This is a genomic window from Streptomyces sp. NPDC111744, from assembly GCF_055634995.1.
On sequence record NZ_JBVKCG010000028.1, the window covers coordinates 48892 to 64631 of the forward strand.

The 15740-nt window shown below is 70.6% G+C and carries 15 protein-coding genes; 8 read left to right on the top strand and 7 right to left on the bottom strand.

Annotated elements, in window-relative coordinates:
- Positions 1-4: 4 nt before the first annotated feature.
- The gene (locus ACZ7OO_RS38100) at positions 5-1156 is read right to left on the bottom strand and encodes an NADH-quinone oxidoreductase subunit D (RefSeq protein ID WP_471512050.1); all 1152 of its coding nucleotides are present in this window, start codon (positions 1154-1156) and stop codon (positions 5-7) included.
- Between the two features lie 31 nt (positions 1157-1187).
- Here ACZ7OO_RS38100 and ACZ7OO_RS38105 point away from each other — a divergent pair, with 31 nt between their 5' ends.
- Both ACZ7OO_RS38105 and ACZ7OO_RS38110 read left to right on the top strand, forming a co-directional pair.
- Complete coding sequence (locus ACZ7OO_RS38105) at positions 1188-1691, top strand: PH domain-containing protein (protein ID WP_471512051.1); 504 nt, start codon at positions 1188-1190, stop codon at positions 1689-1691.
- Positions 1688-3016: a PH domain-containing protein gene (locus tag ACZ7OO_RS38110; protein ID WP_471512052.1), complete on the top strand. Its 1329-nt coding sequence runs from the start codon at positions 1688-1690 to the stop codon at positions 3014-3016. Before ACZ7OO_RS38105 ends, ACZ7OO_RS38110 begins: the two co-directional genes overlap by 4 nt.
- 138 nt (positions 3017-3154) lie before the next feature.
- Here ACZ7OO_RS38110 and ACZ7OO_RS38115 read toward each other — a convergent pair whose 3' ends face one another.
- Positions 3155-4354, bottom strand: coding sequence for a coiled-coil domain-containing protein (locus ACZ7OO_RS38115; protein ID WP_471512053.1), 1200 nt, complete (start codon positions 4352-4354; stop codon positions 3155-3157).
- A gap of 97 nt (positions 4355-4451) precedes the next feature.
- The gene (locus ACZ7OO_RS38120) at positions 4452-5579 is read right to left on the bottom strand and encodes an alpha/beta hydrolase (protein ID WP_471512054.1); all 1128 of its coding nucleotides are present in this window, start codon (positions 5577-5579) and stop codon (positions 4452-4454) included.
- A gap of 224 nt (positions 5580-5803) precedes the next feature.
- Here ACZ7OO_RS38120 and ACZ7OO_RS38125 point away from each other — a divergent pair, with 224 nt between their 5' ends.
- From ACZ7OO_RS38125 to ACZ7OO_RS38150, 6 genes are all read left to right on the top strand, one after another.
- Positions 5804-7615, top strand: coding sequence for a phosphatidylglycerol lysyltransferase domain-containing protein (locus tag ACZ7OO_RS38125; protein ID WP_471512055.1), 1812 nt, complete (start codon positions 5804-5806; stop codon positions 7613-7615).
- A 111-nt stretch (positions 7616-7726) separates the two neighbouring features.
- Entirely contained in the window at positions 7727-8668 is a 942-nt protein-coding gene (gene folP, locus ACZ7OO_RS38130) for a dihydropteroate synthase (protein WP_471512056.1), read from the top strand.
- A complete protein-coding gene (locus ACZ7OO_RS38135) occupies positions 8665-9168 on the top strand; it encodes a nuclear transport factor 2 family protein (protein WP_471512057.1) in 504 nt (167 codons plus the stop codon). Before folP ends, ACZ7OO_RS38135 begins: the two co-directional genes overlap by 4 nt.
- A 265-nt stretch (positions 9169-9433) precedes the next feature.
- Positions 9434-9793, top strand: a complete 360-nt coding sequence (folB, locus tag ACZ7OO_RS38140; protein ID WP_352225769.1) for a dihydroneopterin aldolase — start codon at positions 9434-9436, stop codon at positions 9791-9793.
- Positions 9790-10401, top strand: a complete 612-nt coding sequence (gene folK / locus ACZ7OO_RS38145; RefSeq protein WP_471512058.1) for a 2-amino-4-hydroxy-6-hydroxymethyldihydropteridine diphosphokinase — start codon at positions 9790-9792, stop codon at positions 10399-10401. Before folB ends, folK begins: the two co-directional genes overlap by 4 nt.
- Before the next feature lie 50 nt (positions 10402-10451).
- A complete protein-coding gene (locus ACZ7OO_RS38150) occupies positions 10452-10940 on the top strand; it encodes a DUF3180 domain-containing protein (RefSeq protein ID WP_471512059.1) in 489 nt (162 codons plus the stop codon).
- A gap of 16 nt (positions 10941-10956) precedes the next feature.
- Here the strand turns inward: ACZ7OO_RS38150 and folE are convergent, their stop codons facing one another.
- From folE to tilS, 4 genes are all read right to left on the bottom strand, one after another.
- A complete protein-coding gene (gene folE, locus ACZ7OO_RS38155; protein ID WP_471512060.1) occupies positions 10957-11562 on the bottom strand; it encodes a GTP cyclohydrolase I FolE in 606 nt (201 codons plus the stop codon).
- 135 nt (positions 11563-11697) lie between these two features.
- Positions 11698-13737 (bottom strand): ATP-dependent zinc metalloprotease FtsH, encoded by a 2040-nt coding sequence (gene ftsH / locus ACZ7OO_RS38160; RefSeq protein WP_352225765.1) that lies wholly within the window; start codon positions 13735-13737, stop codon positions 11698-11700.
- Between the two features lie 207 nt (positions 13738-13944).
- Complete coding sequence (gene hpt, locus ACZ7OO_RS38165) at positions 13945-14505, bottom strand: hypoxanthine phosphoribosyltransferase (protein ID WP_328884372.1); 561 nt, start codon at positions 14503-14505, stop codon at positions 13945-13947.
- Between the two features lie 50 nt (positions 14506-14555).
- Positions 14556-15650 carry a tRNA lysidine(34) synthetase TilS gene (gene tilS, locus ACZ7OO_RS38170; protein WP_471512061.1) on the bottom strand — a complete coding sequence of 365 codons (1095 nt, stop codon included), beginning with the start codon at positions 15648-15650 and terminating at the stop codon, positions 14556-14558.
- Between the last annotated feature and the right edge of the window lie 90 nt (positions 15651-15740).

Sequence of the window (15740 nt, forward strand, 5' to 3'; positions counted from 1 at the left end):
CCCCCTACTTGTCGATGTCCCCCACCACGAAGAACATCGACCCCAGAATCGCGACCATGTCCGCCACCAGCGTCCCCGGCAGCAGCTCCGTCAGCGCCTGGATGTTGTTGAACGACGCCGAGCGCAGCTTCAGCCGGTACGGGGTCTTCTCGCCCTTGCTGACGAGGTAGTAGCCGTTGATGCCGAGAGGGTTCTCGGTCCAGGCGTAGGTGTGGCCCTCGGGTGCCTTGAGGACCTTGGGGAGCCGCTGGTTGATCGGCCCCCGCGGCAGGTCGGCGACCCGGTCCAGGCAGGCGTCGGCCAGGTCCAGGGCGTTGTGCGTCTGCTCCAGGAGGCACTCGAAGCGGGCCAGGCAGTCGCCCTCGGACCGGGTGACCACCCTGAGGGTGTCCTGGAGCTCGCCGTAGGCCAGGTAGGGCTCGTCGCGGCGCAGGTCGAAGTCGACGCCCGAGGCACGCGCGATGGGCCCGCTCACGCCGTACGCGTGCACGGCCTCCGGCGCGAGGGTGCCCACGCCCCGGGTGCGCCCTCGGAAGATCTCGTTGCCGAGGACCAGGTTGTCGAAGACGTCCATGCGGGAGCGCACGGCGGAAACGGCGGCACGCGCGCGTGCGGTCCAGCCGGCCGGGAGGTCCTCCTTGAGGCCGCCGACACGGTTGAACATGTAGTGCATACGCCCGCCGGAGACCTCCTCCATGACGTTCTGGAGTTCCTCGCGCTCACGGAACGCGTAGAAGACCGGCGTGATCCCGCCCAGCTCCAGCGGGTAGGAGCCGAGGAACATCAGGTGGTTGAGCACCCGGTTCAGCTCGGCGAGCAGCGTGCGCGTCCACACCGCGCGGACGGGCACCTCCATGCCGAGCATGCGCTCGACGGCGAGGACCACGCCCAGCTCGTTCGAGAAGGCCGACAGCCAGTCGTGGCGGTTGGCGAGCATGATGATCTGCCGGTAGTCGCGCGCCTCGAAGAGCTTCTCCGCGCCGCGGTGCATATAGCCGATCACCGGCTCGGCGGAGACGATCCGCTCGCCGTCCAGCACGAGCTTGAGCCGCAGCACGCCGTGTGTGGAGGGATGCTGGGGACCGATGTTGAGCACCATGTCGGTGCTCTCCGCGGCGCCGCCGATGCCGACCGTGGTCTCCGTCGTAGGAGTCATGGACCCAGTCTCTCGTACGTACGCTGACCTCATGGAGACGGGGAGCCCGGCCGGCGCCGGGGCGACGGAGACCGAGCCGGTGTGGACGGGGCTGCCGCCCGGCCTGCTGCGGATGCGCCGGCTGCTGCTGGTGGTGTGGCTGGGGCTGCTCGCGCTGGCCGTGGGCCTGCTGCCGGGTCTGCTCGCGGGCCCGGTGTGGGCGGCCTTCGCGCTGCTGCCGCTGGCCGCGATGGCATGGGGCTGGGTGCTGCTCGGCCGCAACTGGCGCTCCTGGCGGTACGCCGAACGCGCCGACGACCTGCTGATCAGCCGCGGCGTGCTGTGGCGCGAGGAGACCGTGGTGCCGTACGGGCGGATGCAGCTGGTGGAGGTGACCTCGGGGCCCGTCGAGCGGTACTTCGGCCTGGCGAGCGTGCAGCTGCACACCGCGGCCGCGGCCACCGACGCGGCCATCCCCGGCCTCGACCCGGCCGAGGCGGAACGGCTGCGCGACCGGCTCACCGAGCTCGGCGAGGCCCGATCGGCGGGCCTGTGACCGCGCCCGGCGTCGACGGCGTCATACGCCCCGGCAAGGCCGTGGGCGAGCGGCGGCTGCATCCCGTGACACCGTTCCGGCGGGCGTGGGCGCCGGTCGCGGTGCTCACCGGCTGGGCGGTGCACGACCCGAACCAGGCCCAGGAGCAGCTGACGAAGCTGACCACGACCATGCTCCTGGGCGGACTCGCCGTCCTGGTCACGGCGGCCGCGCTGTACGGCTTCCTCACCTGGTGGTTCACCTACTTCGCGGTGACCGACAGCGAACTGCGCATACGCACCGGCCTGTTGTTCCGGCGCACCGCGCACATCCGGCTGGAGCGGATCCAGGCCGTCGACGTGACCCAGCCGCTCCTCGCGCGCGTGGCGGGCGTCGCCAAGCTGCGCATCGATGTCGTCGGCACCGACAAGAAGGACGAACTGGCCTTCCTGGGCCAGGGCGAGGCGCGCGCGCTCCGCGCGGAACTGCTGGCGCGCGCCGCCGGATTCGCGCCCGAGACGGCGCACGAGGTCGGCGAGGCGCCGGCGCACGAGCTGATGCGCGTGCCCCCTGGCAAGCTCGCGCTCTCCCTCGTGCTGACGGGCGCCACCTGGGGCTCCCTGGCCGCCGCCCTCGTCGTACCGCCGGTGCTGTGGCTGGCCACGCACAGCGTGTGGACGGTCCTCGCCACCGCCCTGCCGCTGCTCGGCGCGGCGGCCACGACCAGTGTGGGGCGGTTCGTCGCGGAGTACGACTGGACGCTCGCGGAGTCCCCCGACGGGCTGCGCATCGACCACGGGCTGCTGGACCGCACGCACGAGACGGTGCCACCGGGGCGGGTGCAGACCGTGCGGATAGTGGAGCCACTGCTGTGGCGGCCACTGCGCTGGGTGCGGGTGGAGCTGGACGTGGCCGGGTCGGCGAACTCGGTGCTGGTGCCGGTCGCCCCGCGCGCGGTCGCCGAGTCGGTCGTCGCGCGCGTGCTGCCCGGTGTGACGGTGCCCGGCGCGTTGCCGCGGCCGCCCCGGCGGGCCGGCTGGTGCGTGCCGTTGTGGTGGCGCGGGTACGGGCTCGCGGTCACGGACACGGTGTTCGCCGCGCGGCACGGGCTGCTGCGCCGGCGTCTGGCACTGGTCCCGCACGCCAAGGTCCAGAGCGTACGGCTGACGCAGGGGCCCTGGGAGCGGCTGTGGCGGCTCGCGGACGTTCATGTGGACACGGGGGCCGGCAAGACCGTGACGGCCCGGCTGCGGGGCGCGGAGGCGGCCGGGTCGCTGCTGCGGGAGCAGGCCGAGCGGTCCCGGACGGGACGCCGGTCGGCCCGCCCGGACCGCTGGATGGCCTGAGAACGGCGCCCGAGAAAGGCCTGAGGACGGCGAGTACGGCCCGAGGAACGGCCCGAGGAACGTCTGAGCCGGGGCACCCGGTGGGTGACCCGGCTCGGATCGGCGCGGGTTGCGGTGGTGGTTGCCCGGTGGTGGTGTTCAGGAGGCGGCGCTGCGCAGGCCCCCTAGGTTGATCTGCTCGGTCTCGTCGTGCGCGGTCAGGTCGATGACCTGGCCGACGCCCCGGGCCTCCGGGCCGGCGGGCTTGAACTCGGCCTCGGACTCGGCCTTGTGGAGCGCGAGTGCCTCCTGGCCGACGACGTCCGCGAGGTCCTCGTTGTGCATGGACTCCAGGCCGCCGGCCGACGAGCCCTTCTGGGTGCCGAAGAAGTCGAACCCGCCGGTGACCAGCGGACGCGGGATGGGCGCGGCCGGCAGGACGGCCACCGCGGTCGGCACCGTGAAGTGCCCGGTGGGCTGCACGGAGTTGGCGGACGGTGCCGTCATGGTGTGGGCGTCCCGCTCCGCCGGCGCCTGGGCGGTGTCCTCCGGCTCGGCCGTGGTGGTGGCGGCCGCGCGCGTGTGCCCGTCGACCGCCTCGGGCTGCCCCTGTTCCTCGTCCTCCGGTGCGGACTCGCTCTTCGGCGCCTCGGGTGCGGCGGCCGTCTCCGTCACGCCCCCGGTGTCGGTGTCGGCGTCGGCCTCGGCCGCCGGCGCGTCGCCCTCGTCGAAGCGGGCCAATGCCACCTTGGCCCGCAGGAACAGCTTGGAACCCTCCGGTGAGAAGACCGCGGGAGTCGCCTCCTCCACCTCTGGCTCCTCGACCTTCGGCTCCTCGACGGCCTCCGTGGGACCTGCCGCCTCTTCGGATGTCCGGGCGGCCGGCAGCGCGTTCGAGGGCGCAGTCGCCTCGATCTCCAGCAGGCGGCGGCCCTCCAGGGCGCTCGCGCGCTCGGTCTCGGCCGTGGCGTAGCGGCGCAGCAGGGACGCGTGCTCGTTGCGCAGGGCCGCCAGCTCCGCCCGCTTCGCGCGCAGCCGCTGCTCGAGCTTGGAGCGCAGCTCCCGCGACTCCTCGAGGTCGGTCTCCAGCTCGGCGATCCGCTCCTCGTGGCGCCACTCGTCGCTCGCACGCGCGCGTGACAGGTCGGCCACCTGCTTGCCGGCCTCGGTGTCCCAGCGGCGCATGACGGCGGCACCGACGACCGCGGTCGCCGCGGCGATCGCGGCCAGCGTGCGCAGCACCGTCGGTTGGGAGAACAACCAGGGGCCCAGCGCGCAGACGAGGGAGACACCGGCGATCGCCGAAGGAGGCAACAGCCTGTGCAAAGGCGGGGAATGACGGTGGCGTCCACGTGGCATGGCCAGAAACTTACCGCGCGTAGGCGAATCGTGGTGCCCCCGGCCGTAAAAACACAGCGACAACGAAGTCTTCACATGGCATCGCCGGGGGCGGGGTTCAGCGGTCGTTCAGCCGGCCGCTGATCCACTGGAGCGTCGCGGGGATCTCGCGTCGCCAGGTATTGAAGTTGTGGCCGCCGCTGGCGAGGATGATCGACGATATCCGGGTCAGGTTCGTGGCCTGCACGCGCGCGATGAATTCCATCGTCTCCTTGTAGTTCTTCTCTCCGACTTTGCTGCTGGTGACCAGCAACGAGGTGTCCGGAGCGGGCTCGTGGCCCAGGAACCACGACAGGTCGGCGCGATCACGAAGTCTCCGGTCGCCCCGGAAGAGATCACCGGTCGTGCGGTCGGCAGGCGCCTTGTAGTCGGCGGACAGGCCGGCGCCGACGCCGTACACGCCCGGATGGTGCATCGCGAGTTTCAGCGCGCAGTATCCGCCCGTCGAGTCGCCGACGATTCCCCAACCGCCCGGCTCCCTGCCCACTCTGTAGTGCGCGGTCACGGCGTCGGGCAGGTCCTTGGCGAAGAAGGTCTCGGTCTGCGGCCCGCCCGGTACGTCCACGCACTCGGTGTCCCGGGGCGGCGCGACCGTGGGCCGCAGCATCACCAGGATCATCGGCCGCATCCGCCCGTCCTTGGCCAGCCGGTGTGCCGTACGGGGGTAGTGCAGCTTGTCCACCAGCGCACGCGCGGTGCCGGGGTAGCCGGTCAGGACGACCGTCACCGGAAACGTACGGGTGCGGTACCGCGACTGGAAGTACTCCGGGGGCAGGTACACATACGCGGACGTGGCGAGGTGGGTCGTACGGCCGGCCACCACGACCTTCTGGAGCCGGCCGGCCGTCCGCGGCAGCGAACCGCTCACGCCGGGCACGTCGCCCGTGGAGAGCACCTGGAGCGGGCCCGCGGGGGCGCCGCCCGGCGCGTGGTCGACGACGACACCCTGGTCGGTCTCCTGCCCGAACAGGTCGGCCCAGCTGGCGTAGAAACCGAAAGCCTGGTTGGCGGCTGCCCCGACGCACGCGAAAAGTGCCGTCTGGGTGGCCAGCAGAAGGCCGACGCGGCCGCTGACGGCCCGCCAGTTCCGGCGGGCCAGCCGAGGCCACAGCCATACCGTGGCTACGAACAGGAGTACGGCGAGCAAGATCGCCAATGCCAGTGTCTTGTCACTCGTGAGACCCATGAGCTGCTTCCTGCCTGCGCTTTCCCCCGTGGCGACCGCCGCTTTCAGCGAGGCTTGCCCCGGTCTTTTCTCGGCCTTTGACCCGGCTTTCCGATGGGGAGTGAACCTCTCCCCCCGAGACACCGTCCTAGAGGGCGCAATGTCGCCGGATGCCCGAATCGGCACCGGATTCAAGGTCTCTCGCAGAACTACGGGATGCGATGTCTGTCAGGATAGATGGGGAAATGTCGGGCGGGGTTCCGAGCCGATCAAGCCGGGCGCGGCGCATAGTCCGTGGTCCGCGCCCTGAGGCGGTCCCCGCTCTGGTCGGCAGGGCGTGCGCGGTCGTAGGCGTCCTGGACATCGCCGCGGGTGTGTTCCCGCGCTTCCGGCACAGCCGTATGCACGCCATGGCCGAGGTGCTGCCCGGGTCGCTGGGGCCGTTCGCCGCCGCGCTCTCGCTCAGCGTCGGCGTGCTGTTGATGCTGCTCGCGCACGGGCTCAAGCGGCGCAAGCGCCGGGCGTGGAGGGCCGCGGTCGTACTGCTGCCGGCCGGCGCGGTGTCGCAGTTCGTGTACCGGCACTCGGTCATCGGGGCCCTGATCTCGCTGGCGCTGTTCGTGCCCCTGGTGGTCCACCGCGACGAGTTCAAGGCGTTGCCAGATCCGCGCAGCCGGTGGCGCGCGCTCGCCAACTTCGTGCTGATGAGCGCCGGTTCGCTCACCCTCGGGCTGGTCATCGTCAGCGCCCACCCGAAGCGCACGATCGGCGACCCGAGCCTGGCCGACCGCATCACGCACGTCCTGTACGGCCTGTTCGGCTTCGAAGGCCCCGTCGACTACGAGGGGTCAACCTCATGGACGGTCGCCTTCTCGCTCGGCGCCCTCGGCCTGATCACCGCGGTCACCACCATCTACTTCGCCTTCCGCCCCGAACACCCCGCTGCGCACCTCACCGAAGAAGACGAGTCGCGGCTGCGCGCCCTCCTTGAGAAGCACGGCGCCCGTGACTCACTCGGCCACTTCGCGCTCCGCCGTGACAAGGCGGTGGTCTTCTCGCCCAGCGGCAAGGCGGCGGTCACCTACCGCGTCGTCTCCGGGGTGATGCTCGCCAGCGGGGATCCCATCGGCGATGTCGAGGCCTGGCCCGGTGCCATCGAACGCTTCATGGACGAGGCCAAGGCCCACTCCTGGACCCCCGCCGTGATGGGCTGCTCGGAGACGGGCGGCGAGGTGTGGACCCGGGAGACCGGCCTGGACGCCCTTGAACTGGGCGACGAGGCGGTGGTGGACGTAGCGGATTTCTCGCTCGCCGGACGCGCGATGCGCAACGTGCGACAGATGGTCAAGCGCATCGAGCGGGCCGGCTACGAAACCCGGGTACGGCGCATCCGTGACCTCGGCGAGGCGGAGTTGGACCGCATCCGCCGGGCGGCGGAGGACTGGCGCGGCACCGACACCGAGCGCGGCTTCTCGATGGCCCTGGGCCGCATCGGCGACCTCGCCGACGGCGACTGCCTGATCGCCACCGCGCACAAGGCGGAGGAGACACCCGGCGCCTATGGCGACCTCAAGGCGATCCTGCACTTCGTGCCCTGGGGAACCGACGGGGTCTCCCTCGACCTGATGCGCCGCGACCGCGCGGCCGACCCCGGGATGAACGAACTGCTCATCGTGGCCGCCCTCCAGGCCGCCCCCAAGCTCGGCATCACCCGGATCTCGCTCAACTTCGCGATGTTCCGCTCGGCGCTCGCACGCGGCGAGAAGATCGGCGCGGGACCGGTGCTGCGCGCCTGGCGCGGACTGCTGGTCTTCCTGTCGCGCTGGTTCCAGATCGAGTCGCTGTACAAGTTCAACGCCAAGTTCCAGCCACGCTGGGAGCCGCGCTTCGTGGTCTACCGGGCCTCCGGCGACCTCCCGCGCATCGGCCTCGCCGCCATGCAGGCCGAGGGCTTCGTCAACCTCGCCCTCCCGCTGCCGCGCTTCCTGCGCCGCAACGCCCCGGCCGCCCGCCCCTGCGCCCACGGCGTCGCCGAACAGGGCATACGAGCGGCGTGACCCCGTGACCGGCCCGAGCGGACGCCCCTCCCCCTCCAGCCCGGGGGTTCCGCTCGGGCCCACCGAAAGCCACCCGGCGAGCCCGCCGTTTCCTGGGCCTACGCTGAACGTATGAGCAACCACAGCGGACGTGGCCAGGTGACAGGGCTTCCGGCATGGGATCGGTGCGCGGTCATGGGGGTCGTGAACGTCACCCCCGACTCCTTCTCCGACGGCGGCCGCTGGTTCGACACGACGATCGCCGTCAAGCACGGCCTCGACCTCGTCGCCGAGGGCGCCGACCTCGTCGACGTCGGCGGCGAGTCCACCCGCCCCGGCGCCAGCCGCGTCGACGAGGACGAGGAACTGCGCCGTGTCATCCCCGTCGTCCGCGGCCTCACCTCCGAAGGCGTCGTCGTCTCCGTCGACACCATGCGCGCCTCCGTCGCCCAGCAGGCCCTCGCGGCCGGCGCGGCCCTCGTCAACGACGTCAGCGGCGGCCTCGCCGACCCCGACATGATCCCCGTCGTGGCCGAGTCGAACGCCCCCTTCGTCGTCATGCACTGGCGCGGCTTCCTTGAGGGCGGCAACGTCAGGGGCGTGTACGAGGACGTCGTCGCCGAAGTCCTCGACGAACTGCACGCGCGCGTGGACGCCGTCCTCGCCGGGGGCATCTCTCCCGACCGCATCGTCGTCGACCCCGGCCTCGGCTTCTCCAAGGACTCCGAGCACGACCTGATCCTTCTCGCCCACCTCGACCGGCTGCACGCCCTCGGGCACCCGCTGCTCGTGGCCGCCTCCCGCAAGCGGTTCCTCGGCCGGGTCCTGGCCGGGCCCGAGGGGGCGCCTCCGCCGGCCCGGGAGCGCGACGCGGCGACGGCCGCCGTCTCCGCGCTCGCGGCGCACGCCGGCGCGTGGGCGGTGCGCGTGCACGAGGTGCGCGCCACGGCGGACGCCGTACGGGTCGCGCGGGCCATAGAGGGGGCGCGCACACGAACGGATGCGCCGGGCGCACAGGCTTCGCAGAACCCTCCCCACCGCACCTCTCCCCACCGCGCAGAAGGAGCCCGGTGAGCGCCCCCCACACCGACGTCGAGCAGGTCGAGGCCGCCAACACGGCCTTCTACGAGGCGGTGGAGCGTGCCGATTTCGAGGCGGTGTCCGGCTTCTGGCTCACCCCCGCCGATCTGGGCGTCGACGAGGAATACCACGACCCGGCGGACAGCGGCGTGATCTCCTGCGTGCACCCTGGCTGGCCGGTGCTGACCGGCCGCGGCGAGGTCCTGCGGTCGTACGCGCTGATCATGGCGAACACCGACTACATCCAGTTCTTCCTCACCGATGTACATGTCTCCGTCACCGGCGACACCGCCCTGGTGACCTGTACGGAGAACATCCTCAGCGGCGGCCCGGCCCCTACGGGCGGACAGGAGCTCGGCCCGCTGGTGGGGCAGCTGGTCGTCGCCACGAACGTGTTCCGGCGCACCCCGGAGGGCTGGAAGCTCTGGTCCCACCACGCCTCCCCGGTGCTGTCCGCGAGCGACGAGGACGAGGAGGAAGACACGCCCTCCTGAGCGGCCGCGCCGATCCGCGCGGTCCCTATGGTCCGCGTGGCGCGAAAGTGGCTGGAATCACGAACTCGCCAGTAGGTACGGCTACCGGCCCGTGAGCCGCCGCGTTCTCCAGGGAAAACGTGCGATGAACCCTGCCGCGCCCGGCGCGGGCACCCGCCCCGTGACCCGGTTCTGTCAGTGCCCGCAGGTAGATTCGTCTGAGGCCGGTCCATCGCCCGCACGCGATGCGACTTCGCCGTTACCGACGATTGCAGGAGTGATTCGCGTGGATCGTGTCGCGCTGCGCGGCCTGAAGGCCCGCGGGCACCACGGTGTCTTTCCCAAGGAGCGCGAGGAGGGCCAGACCTTCCTCGTGGACCTCGTCCTTGGCCTGGACACCCGGCCGGCGGCGGCCGACGACGACCTGGCGAAGACCGTGCACTACGGCGTGGTGGCCGAAGAGGTCGTCGCCGTGGTCGAGGGGGAGCCGGTGAACCTGATCGAGACGCTCGCCGAGCGGATCGCCCAGGCCTGCCTGAAGCACGAAGGGGTAAGAGAGGTCGAGGTCTGCGTCCACAAACCGGACGCCCCGATCACCGTCCCTTTCGACGACGTCACCGTCACCATCACCCGGAGCCGAGTATGACCGCATCCTCTTTGCGGGGTCCGAGCGACCCGACCGTTCAGCCGGTGCCCGCCTCCGTCGTCGAGCAGGTCGACGCCGCCGACACCACCCTCTCCAACCCCAAACGCGCCGTGGTCGCCCTCGGCTCCAACCTCGGCAACCGCCTGGAGACCCTGCAGGGCGCCATCGACGCCCTGGAGGACACCCCGGGCGTCCGCATCAAGGCCGTGTCGCCGGTGTACGAGACGGAGCCCTGGGGCGTCGAGCCCGGCAGCCAGCCGTCGTACTACAACGCGGTCGTGGTGCTGAAGACCACCCTCCCGCCGTCCTCGCTGCTGGAGCGGGCGCACGCGGTGGAGGAGGCGTTCAACCGGGTGCGGGACGAGCACTGGGGCCCGCGCACCCTCGACGTGGACATCGTCGCGTACGCCGACGTCGTCTCCGACGATCCGCAGCTCACCCTTCCGCACCCGCGGGCCCACGAGCGCGCCTTCGTCCTCGCGCCCTGGTACGACGTCGACCCCGAGGCCCTCCTGCCCGGCCGCGGCACGGTCGCCGAGTTGCTGGCGGCCGTCACCCGGCACGGTGTGGAAGCGCGTGTGGACCTGGAACTCCGACTGCCCGAGTAGTCGTTAAGGTCGACACGACCACATCGCTGCGGGGGAGCTGAAGGAAGACAGTGAAAGAGCTGCGGATCAGGGTGCTGGCCAGTGTGTTCGTCGTGGCCGGAGTGCTGTCCTGGGCGGGGGCCCGCCTGTGGAACTCGGTGGGGACCCTGCCCAGCGTGCCGGTGGCCGCCCCGATCGTCCTCGCCCTCATCGCCGTGGTCCTGCTCTCCACGGCGCTCTCGTTGCGCGCTCGCCTCAAGGCCCAGCGCGAGCGCCGCCCGGGCGCCAAGGGCGTCGACCCCCTGATGGCCGCCCGCGCGGTCGTCTTCGGCCAGGCCAGCGCCCTGGTCGCGGCCCTCGTCGCCGGCATGTACGGCGGCACGGGCGTCTTCCTGCTGGAACTCCTGGACCTCCCCGTCCGCCGCGACCAGGCCCTCTATGCGGCCTTCTCGGTGCTGGCCGGCATCGGCGTCATAGCGGCGGCGGTGTTCCTGGAGCGGGTGTGCAAGCTCCCGGAGGACGACGACAACCACCACAGCGGGGCCGAGCCGGTCGCCTGAGCCCCGTTCGGGGAGGTCAGCGCGCCAGTATCAGGCTCATCGCCTCGGCGCGGGTCGTGGCGTCCCGGAGCTGGCCGCGGACCGCCGACGTCGTCGTCTTGGCACCCGGCTTGCGGATCCCCCGGACCGACATGCACATGTGCTCAGCCTCCACAACGACGATCACGCCGCGGGCCTCGAGAATCCGCATGAGCGAGTCGGCGATCTGTGTGGTGAGTCGTTCCTGCACCTGCAGCCGGCGCGCGAACACCTCGACCAGGCGGGCGAGCTTCGACAGACCCGTGATCTTGCCGGTCGCCGCCGGGATGTAGCCGACATGAGCCACACCATGGAACGGCAACATGTGATGCTCACACAAGGACACGATTTCAATGTCCTTGACCAGAACCATCTCGTCATGCCCGAGGTCGAAGGTCGTCGTCAGGACCTCTTCGGGTTGCTGGTTGTTCCCGGCCAGCAACTCGCGGTACGCCCGCGCCACCCGCGCCGGAGTCTCCCGGAGCCCTTCACGGTCGGGGTCCTCGCCGACTGCGATCAGGAGTTCGCGTACGGCGTTCTCGGCGCGTTTCTCATCGAATTCGCCGATGGTGCCCTCGCCGTCCAGGGTCACGGGATCGGTCATCTGGGGTGCCTCGTTCCTTAGGGGGGCGCCTGTGGGTCACGCGCCTCATATGCGGGCATACCGAAAAGCCGCGCCCCCCAGGCTAGATCCTGAGGGGCGCGGCATCCATTCCCAGCCAGATGAGGCCGGTGTGACTCAGCTCTCGGGACGGTCCTCCGGGGCCTTCTCGACCGCCGGGGCCGACTCGGCCGCCGTGGACTTCGCGGTGCTGATCGTCGGCGTCGCGCCGTTCGCCCCGTTGGTCAGTGCGAGCTCCTTCGGGGAGAGCACCGGCGGGCGGGTGGACGGCGTACGGCGGGAGGAGCCGGTCCACGCAGGCCGCGGGGGCCGCTTGTGGATCGTGGCGAAGATCTCGGCGATCTGCTCCTTGCCGAGGGTCTCCTTCTCCAGCAGCTGGAGCACCAGGTTGTCGAGGACGTCGCGGTTCTCGACCAGGATCTCCCAGGCCTCGTTGTGCGCGTTCTCGATCAGCTTCTTGACTTCCTCGTCCACCAGGGCGGCGACCTCTTCCGAGTAGTCGCGCTGGTGGGACATCTCACGGCCGAGGAAGGGCTCGGTGTTGTCGCCGCCGAACTTGATCGCGCCGAGACGCTCGGTCATGCCGTACTGCGTGACCATCGCACGGGCGGTGGTCGTGGCCTTCTCGATGTCGTTGGCGGCGCCGGTGGTCGGGTCGTGGAAGACCAGTTCCTCGGCCGCGCGGCCGCCCAGCATGTAGGCGAGCTGGTCGAGCATCTCGTTGCGCGTGGTCGAGTACTTGTCCTCGTCCGGCAGGACCATCGTGTAACCGAGGGCGCGGCCACGGGACAAGATCGTGATCTTGTGGACCGGGTCGGAGTTCGGGGAGGCCGCCGCGACCAGGGCGTGGCCGCCCTCGTGGTACGCGGTGATCTTCTTCTCCTTGTCCGACATGATCCGGGTCCGCTTCTGCGGACCCGCGACCACTCGGTCGATCGCCTCGTCGAGCATCTGGTTGTCGATGAGCTTCCGGTCGCTGCGGGCCGTGAGCAGCGCCGCCTCGTTCAGCACGTTCGACAGGTCCGCGCCGGTGAAGCCCGGCGTGCGGCGGGCGACCGCCGCGAGGTCGACGTCGGGTGCGACCGGCTTGCCCTTCTGGTGGACCTTGAGGATCTCCAGACGGCCCTGCAGGTCCGGCGGGTCGACCGCGATCTGGCGGTCGAAACGGCCCGGGCGCAGCAGCGCCGGGTCGAGGATGTCGGGCCGGTTCGTCGCGGCGATGAGAATCACACCGCCCTTGACGTCGAAGCCGTCCATCTCGACGAGCAGCTGGTTCAGGGTCTGCTCGCGCTCGTCGTGACCGCCGCCGAGGCCGGCGCCGCGATGGCGGCCGACCGCGTCGATCTCGTCGACGAAGACGATCGCCGGGGCGTTCGCCTTGGCCTGCTCGAAGAGGTCACGGACCCGGGAGGCACCGACACCGACGAACATCTCGACGAAGTCGGAACCGGAGATCGAGTAGAAGGGCACCCCGGCCTCGCCGGCGACGGCACGCGCGAGCAGCGTCTTGCCGGTACCGGGACGGCCGTAGAGGAGCACGCCCTTGGGGATCTTGGCGCCGACGGCCTGGAACTTGGCCGGCTCCTGGAGGAACTCCTTGATCTCGTGGAGCTCCTCGACGGCCTCGTCACAGCCCGCGACGTCCGAGAACGTCGTCTTCGGGGTGTCCTTGGTGATGAGCTTCGCCTTGGACTTGCCGAAGTTCATGACCCGGGAGCCACCGCCCTGCATCTGATTCATCAGGAACAGGAAGACGACCACGATGAGGACGAAGGGGAGCAGGGAGAGCAGGACACCGACGAAAGCGTTCTGCTTGGTCGGCGAGACGGTGTAACCGTCGGGGATCTGCTTGTCCTGGTACTTGGTCTGCAGGGTGTTGGCGATGGTCACGCCCTGGTCGCCGATGTAGCTCGCCTGGATCTTCGAGCTGCCGTCGACCTTGTCGCCGTTCTTGAGCGTGACCTTGATGGTCTGCTCGTCACCGGTGGTCAGCTTCGCCGATTCCACCTTGTTGTCGTTGATCGCCGCCACGACCTGGCCGGTGTCCACCGTCTTGTAGCCGCCGGACGAGCCGACGACCTGCATCAACACGACCACGGCAAGGACGGCCAGCACGATCCACATGACCGGCCCACGGAAGTATCGCTTCACGTCCATCCATACGGAGCGTGTCGCCCCGTCCCTCCTGCCATAGTGAGTTTGATAAGACAGTTCTTCTGACGGTACCCCAGCCTGAGTGCCCGAAGCCGCACTGAGCGTCTCGGACGGCTGGTAAACCCGTCTCTGCATGCTCCAACGGCGCGAAACCCGCTGGGGTTCCCGATCGTCTTACGCAAGTGGACCCTCCGACGTATCAGCCGGGGTTCAACCGCCGTAGACGTGAGGCGCGAGCGTACCGACGAACGGAAGATTGCGGTACTTCTCGGCATAGTCGAGGCCGTAGCCGACGACGAACTCGTTGGGGATGTCGAAACCGACCCACTCGACGTCGATGGCGACCTTGGCCGCGTCGGGCTTGCGCAGCAGGGTGCAGACCTTGAGCGACTCGGGCTCGCGGGAGCCGAGGTTGGACAGCAGCCACGACAGGGTCAGTCCGGAGTCGATGATGTCCTCGACGATCAGGACGTGCCGGCCCTTGATGTCGGTGTCGAGGTCCTTGAGGATCCGCACCACACCGGAGGACTGGGTGCCCGCGCCGTAGGAGGACACGGCCATCCAGTCCATGGTGACGGGGGTGGACAGCGCCCGGGCGAGGTCCGCCATGACCATCACGGCGCCCTTGAGGACGCCGACGATGAGCAGGTCCTTGCCCGCGTACTCCGCGTCGATCTTCGCGGCCAGCTCAGCCAGCTTCGCGTCGATCTCTTCCTTGGTGATGAGTACCCGCTGGAGATCGGCACCCATGTCTTTCGCGTCCACCCGCATCACTTTCGGTCGTCCCACCGGCGGAGCCCGGCCCCCGAGGGGGTGCGGATTCAGCCTTGCCGGATCACCAGTCTGCCACCCTGGCGCCGGGCCTCGACCTTGCCGGGGAGATTGATGGCCCCCTGACCGCGCCACCCGGTGATCAGCCGGTCGACTTCCTCGATGTGCCGGGCGAAGAGCGAACCGGCCGGTGCGCCCGCCTCGATGGCCGCACGGCGCAGGATCCGGCGGCGGACGGCGGGTGGCAGGGCGTAGAGCTTGGCGCATTCCAGCAGACCCGCGGCGTCCCGTACGGAGGCCTCGGCCTGGCTGGCCCAGGTGTCGAGGGCGTCGGCGTCGTCGCGGGAGAGCTGGGCGGTGCGGGCGAGGGCCTCGACGACGCCCTTGCCCAGGGCCTTCTCCAGGGCCGGCAGGCCCTCGTGGCGGAGCCGGGAGCGGGTGTAGGCCGGATCCGCGTTGTGCGGATCGTCCCAGACCGGCAGGGACTGGACCAGGCAGGCCTTGCGGGCGGTCTGCCGGTCCAGCTGGAGGAACGGACGACGGTAACGGCCGCCGGCCCCCGAGACCGCGGCCATTCCGGACAGGGAGCGGATGCCCGAGCCGCGCGCGAGGCCGAGCAGGACGGTTTCGGCCTGGTCGTCCCTGGTGTGGCCGAGCAGGACCGCGGTGGCGCCGTGCCGCTCGGCGGCGGCGTCCAGGGCGGCGTAGCGGGCGTCCCGGGCCGCGGCCTCGGGTCCGCCGTCGCGGCCGACGGTCACGGTGATCGACTCGGCCGGGTCCAGGCCGAGTTCGCGCAGCCGTAGGACGACTTCTTCGGCCCGCAGGTCGGAACCGGGCTGCAGGCCGTGGTCGACGGTGATGCCGCCCGCGCGGACGCCGAGCTTGGGTGCCTCGAAGGCGAGGGCGGAGGCGAGCGCCATCGAGTCGGCGCCGCCGGAGCACGCCACGAGGACGAGCGGGGAGGGGGGCCGCTCGTTCGGTGACTGCTCCGGGATGTCTCCGGTGGGGCGCGTGAGGCGCGCGACGATGCGTCCGCCGGTGCGTTCACCGGTGGTACGGCTGTGGCGGCTGTTGTCGGTGAGGATGTCGTGGAGGACGCGGCGGACCGCCAGGCGTATCGCCGCGACCGCAGGATGGGGACCCATGTCCGGTTCCCTTCATGAAGTTTTCGGGGGGTGAACCCGAGATCGGTCACTCAGAGTGTGTAGATGGTGACAGAAATGGGCCGTTCCCCG

Coding starts and splice junctions, on each gene's coding strand:
- folP (WP_471512056.1), top strand. CDS start 7,727: ATGAGCAACCACAGCGGACGTGGCCAGGTGACAGGGCTTCCGGCATGG.
- tilS (WP_471512061.1), bottom strand. CDS start 15,650: ATGGGTCCCCATCCTGCGGTCGCGGCGATACGCCTGGCGGTCCGCCGC.
- hpt (WP_328884372.1), bottom strand. CDS start 14,505: ATGCGGGTGGACGCGAAAGACATGGGTGCCGATCTCCAGCGGGTACTC.
- ACZ7OO_RS38125 (WP_471512055.1), top strand. CDS start 5,804: ATGTCGGGCGGGGTTCCGAGCCGATCAAGCCGGGCGCGGCGCATAGTC.
- ftsH (WP_352225765.1), bottom strand. CDS start 13,737: ATGGACGTGAAGCGATACTTCCGTGGGCCGGTCATGTGGATCGTGCTG.
- ACZ7OO_RS38100 (WP_471512050.1), bottom strand. CDS start 1,156: ATGACTCCTACGACGGAGACCACGGTCGGCATCGGCGGCGCCGCGGAG.
- ACZ7OO_RS38105 (WP_471512051.1), top strand. CDS start 1,188: ATGGAGACGGGGAGCCCGGCCGGCGCCGGGGCGACGGAGACCGAGCCG.
- folE (WP_471512060.1), bottom strand. CDS start 11,562: ATGACCGATCCCGTGACCCTGGACGGCGAGGGCACCATCGGCGAATTC.
- folK (WP_471512058.1), top strand. CDS start 9,790: ATGACCGCATCCTCTTTGCGGGGTCCGAGCGACCCGACCGTTCAGCCG.
- ACZ7OO_RS38120 (WP_471512054.1), bottom strand. CDS start 5,579: ATGGGTCTCACGAGTGACAAGACACTGGCATTGGCGATCTTGCTCGCC.
- ACZ7OO_RS38115 (WP_471512053.1), bottom strand. CDS start 4,354: ATGCCACGTGGACGCCACCGTCATTCCCCGCCTTTGCACAGGCTGTTG.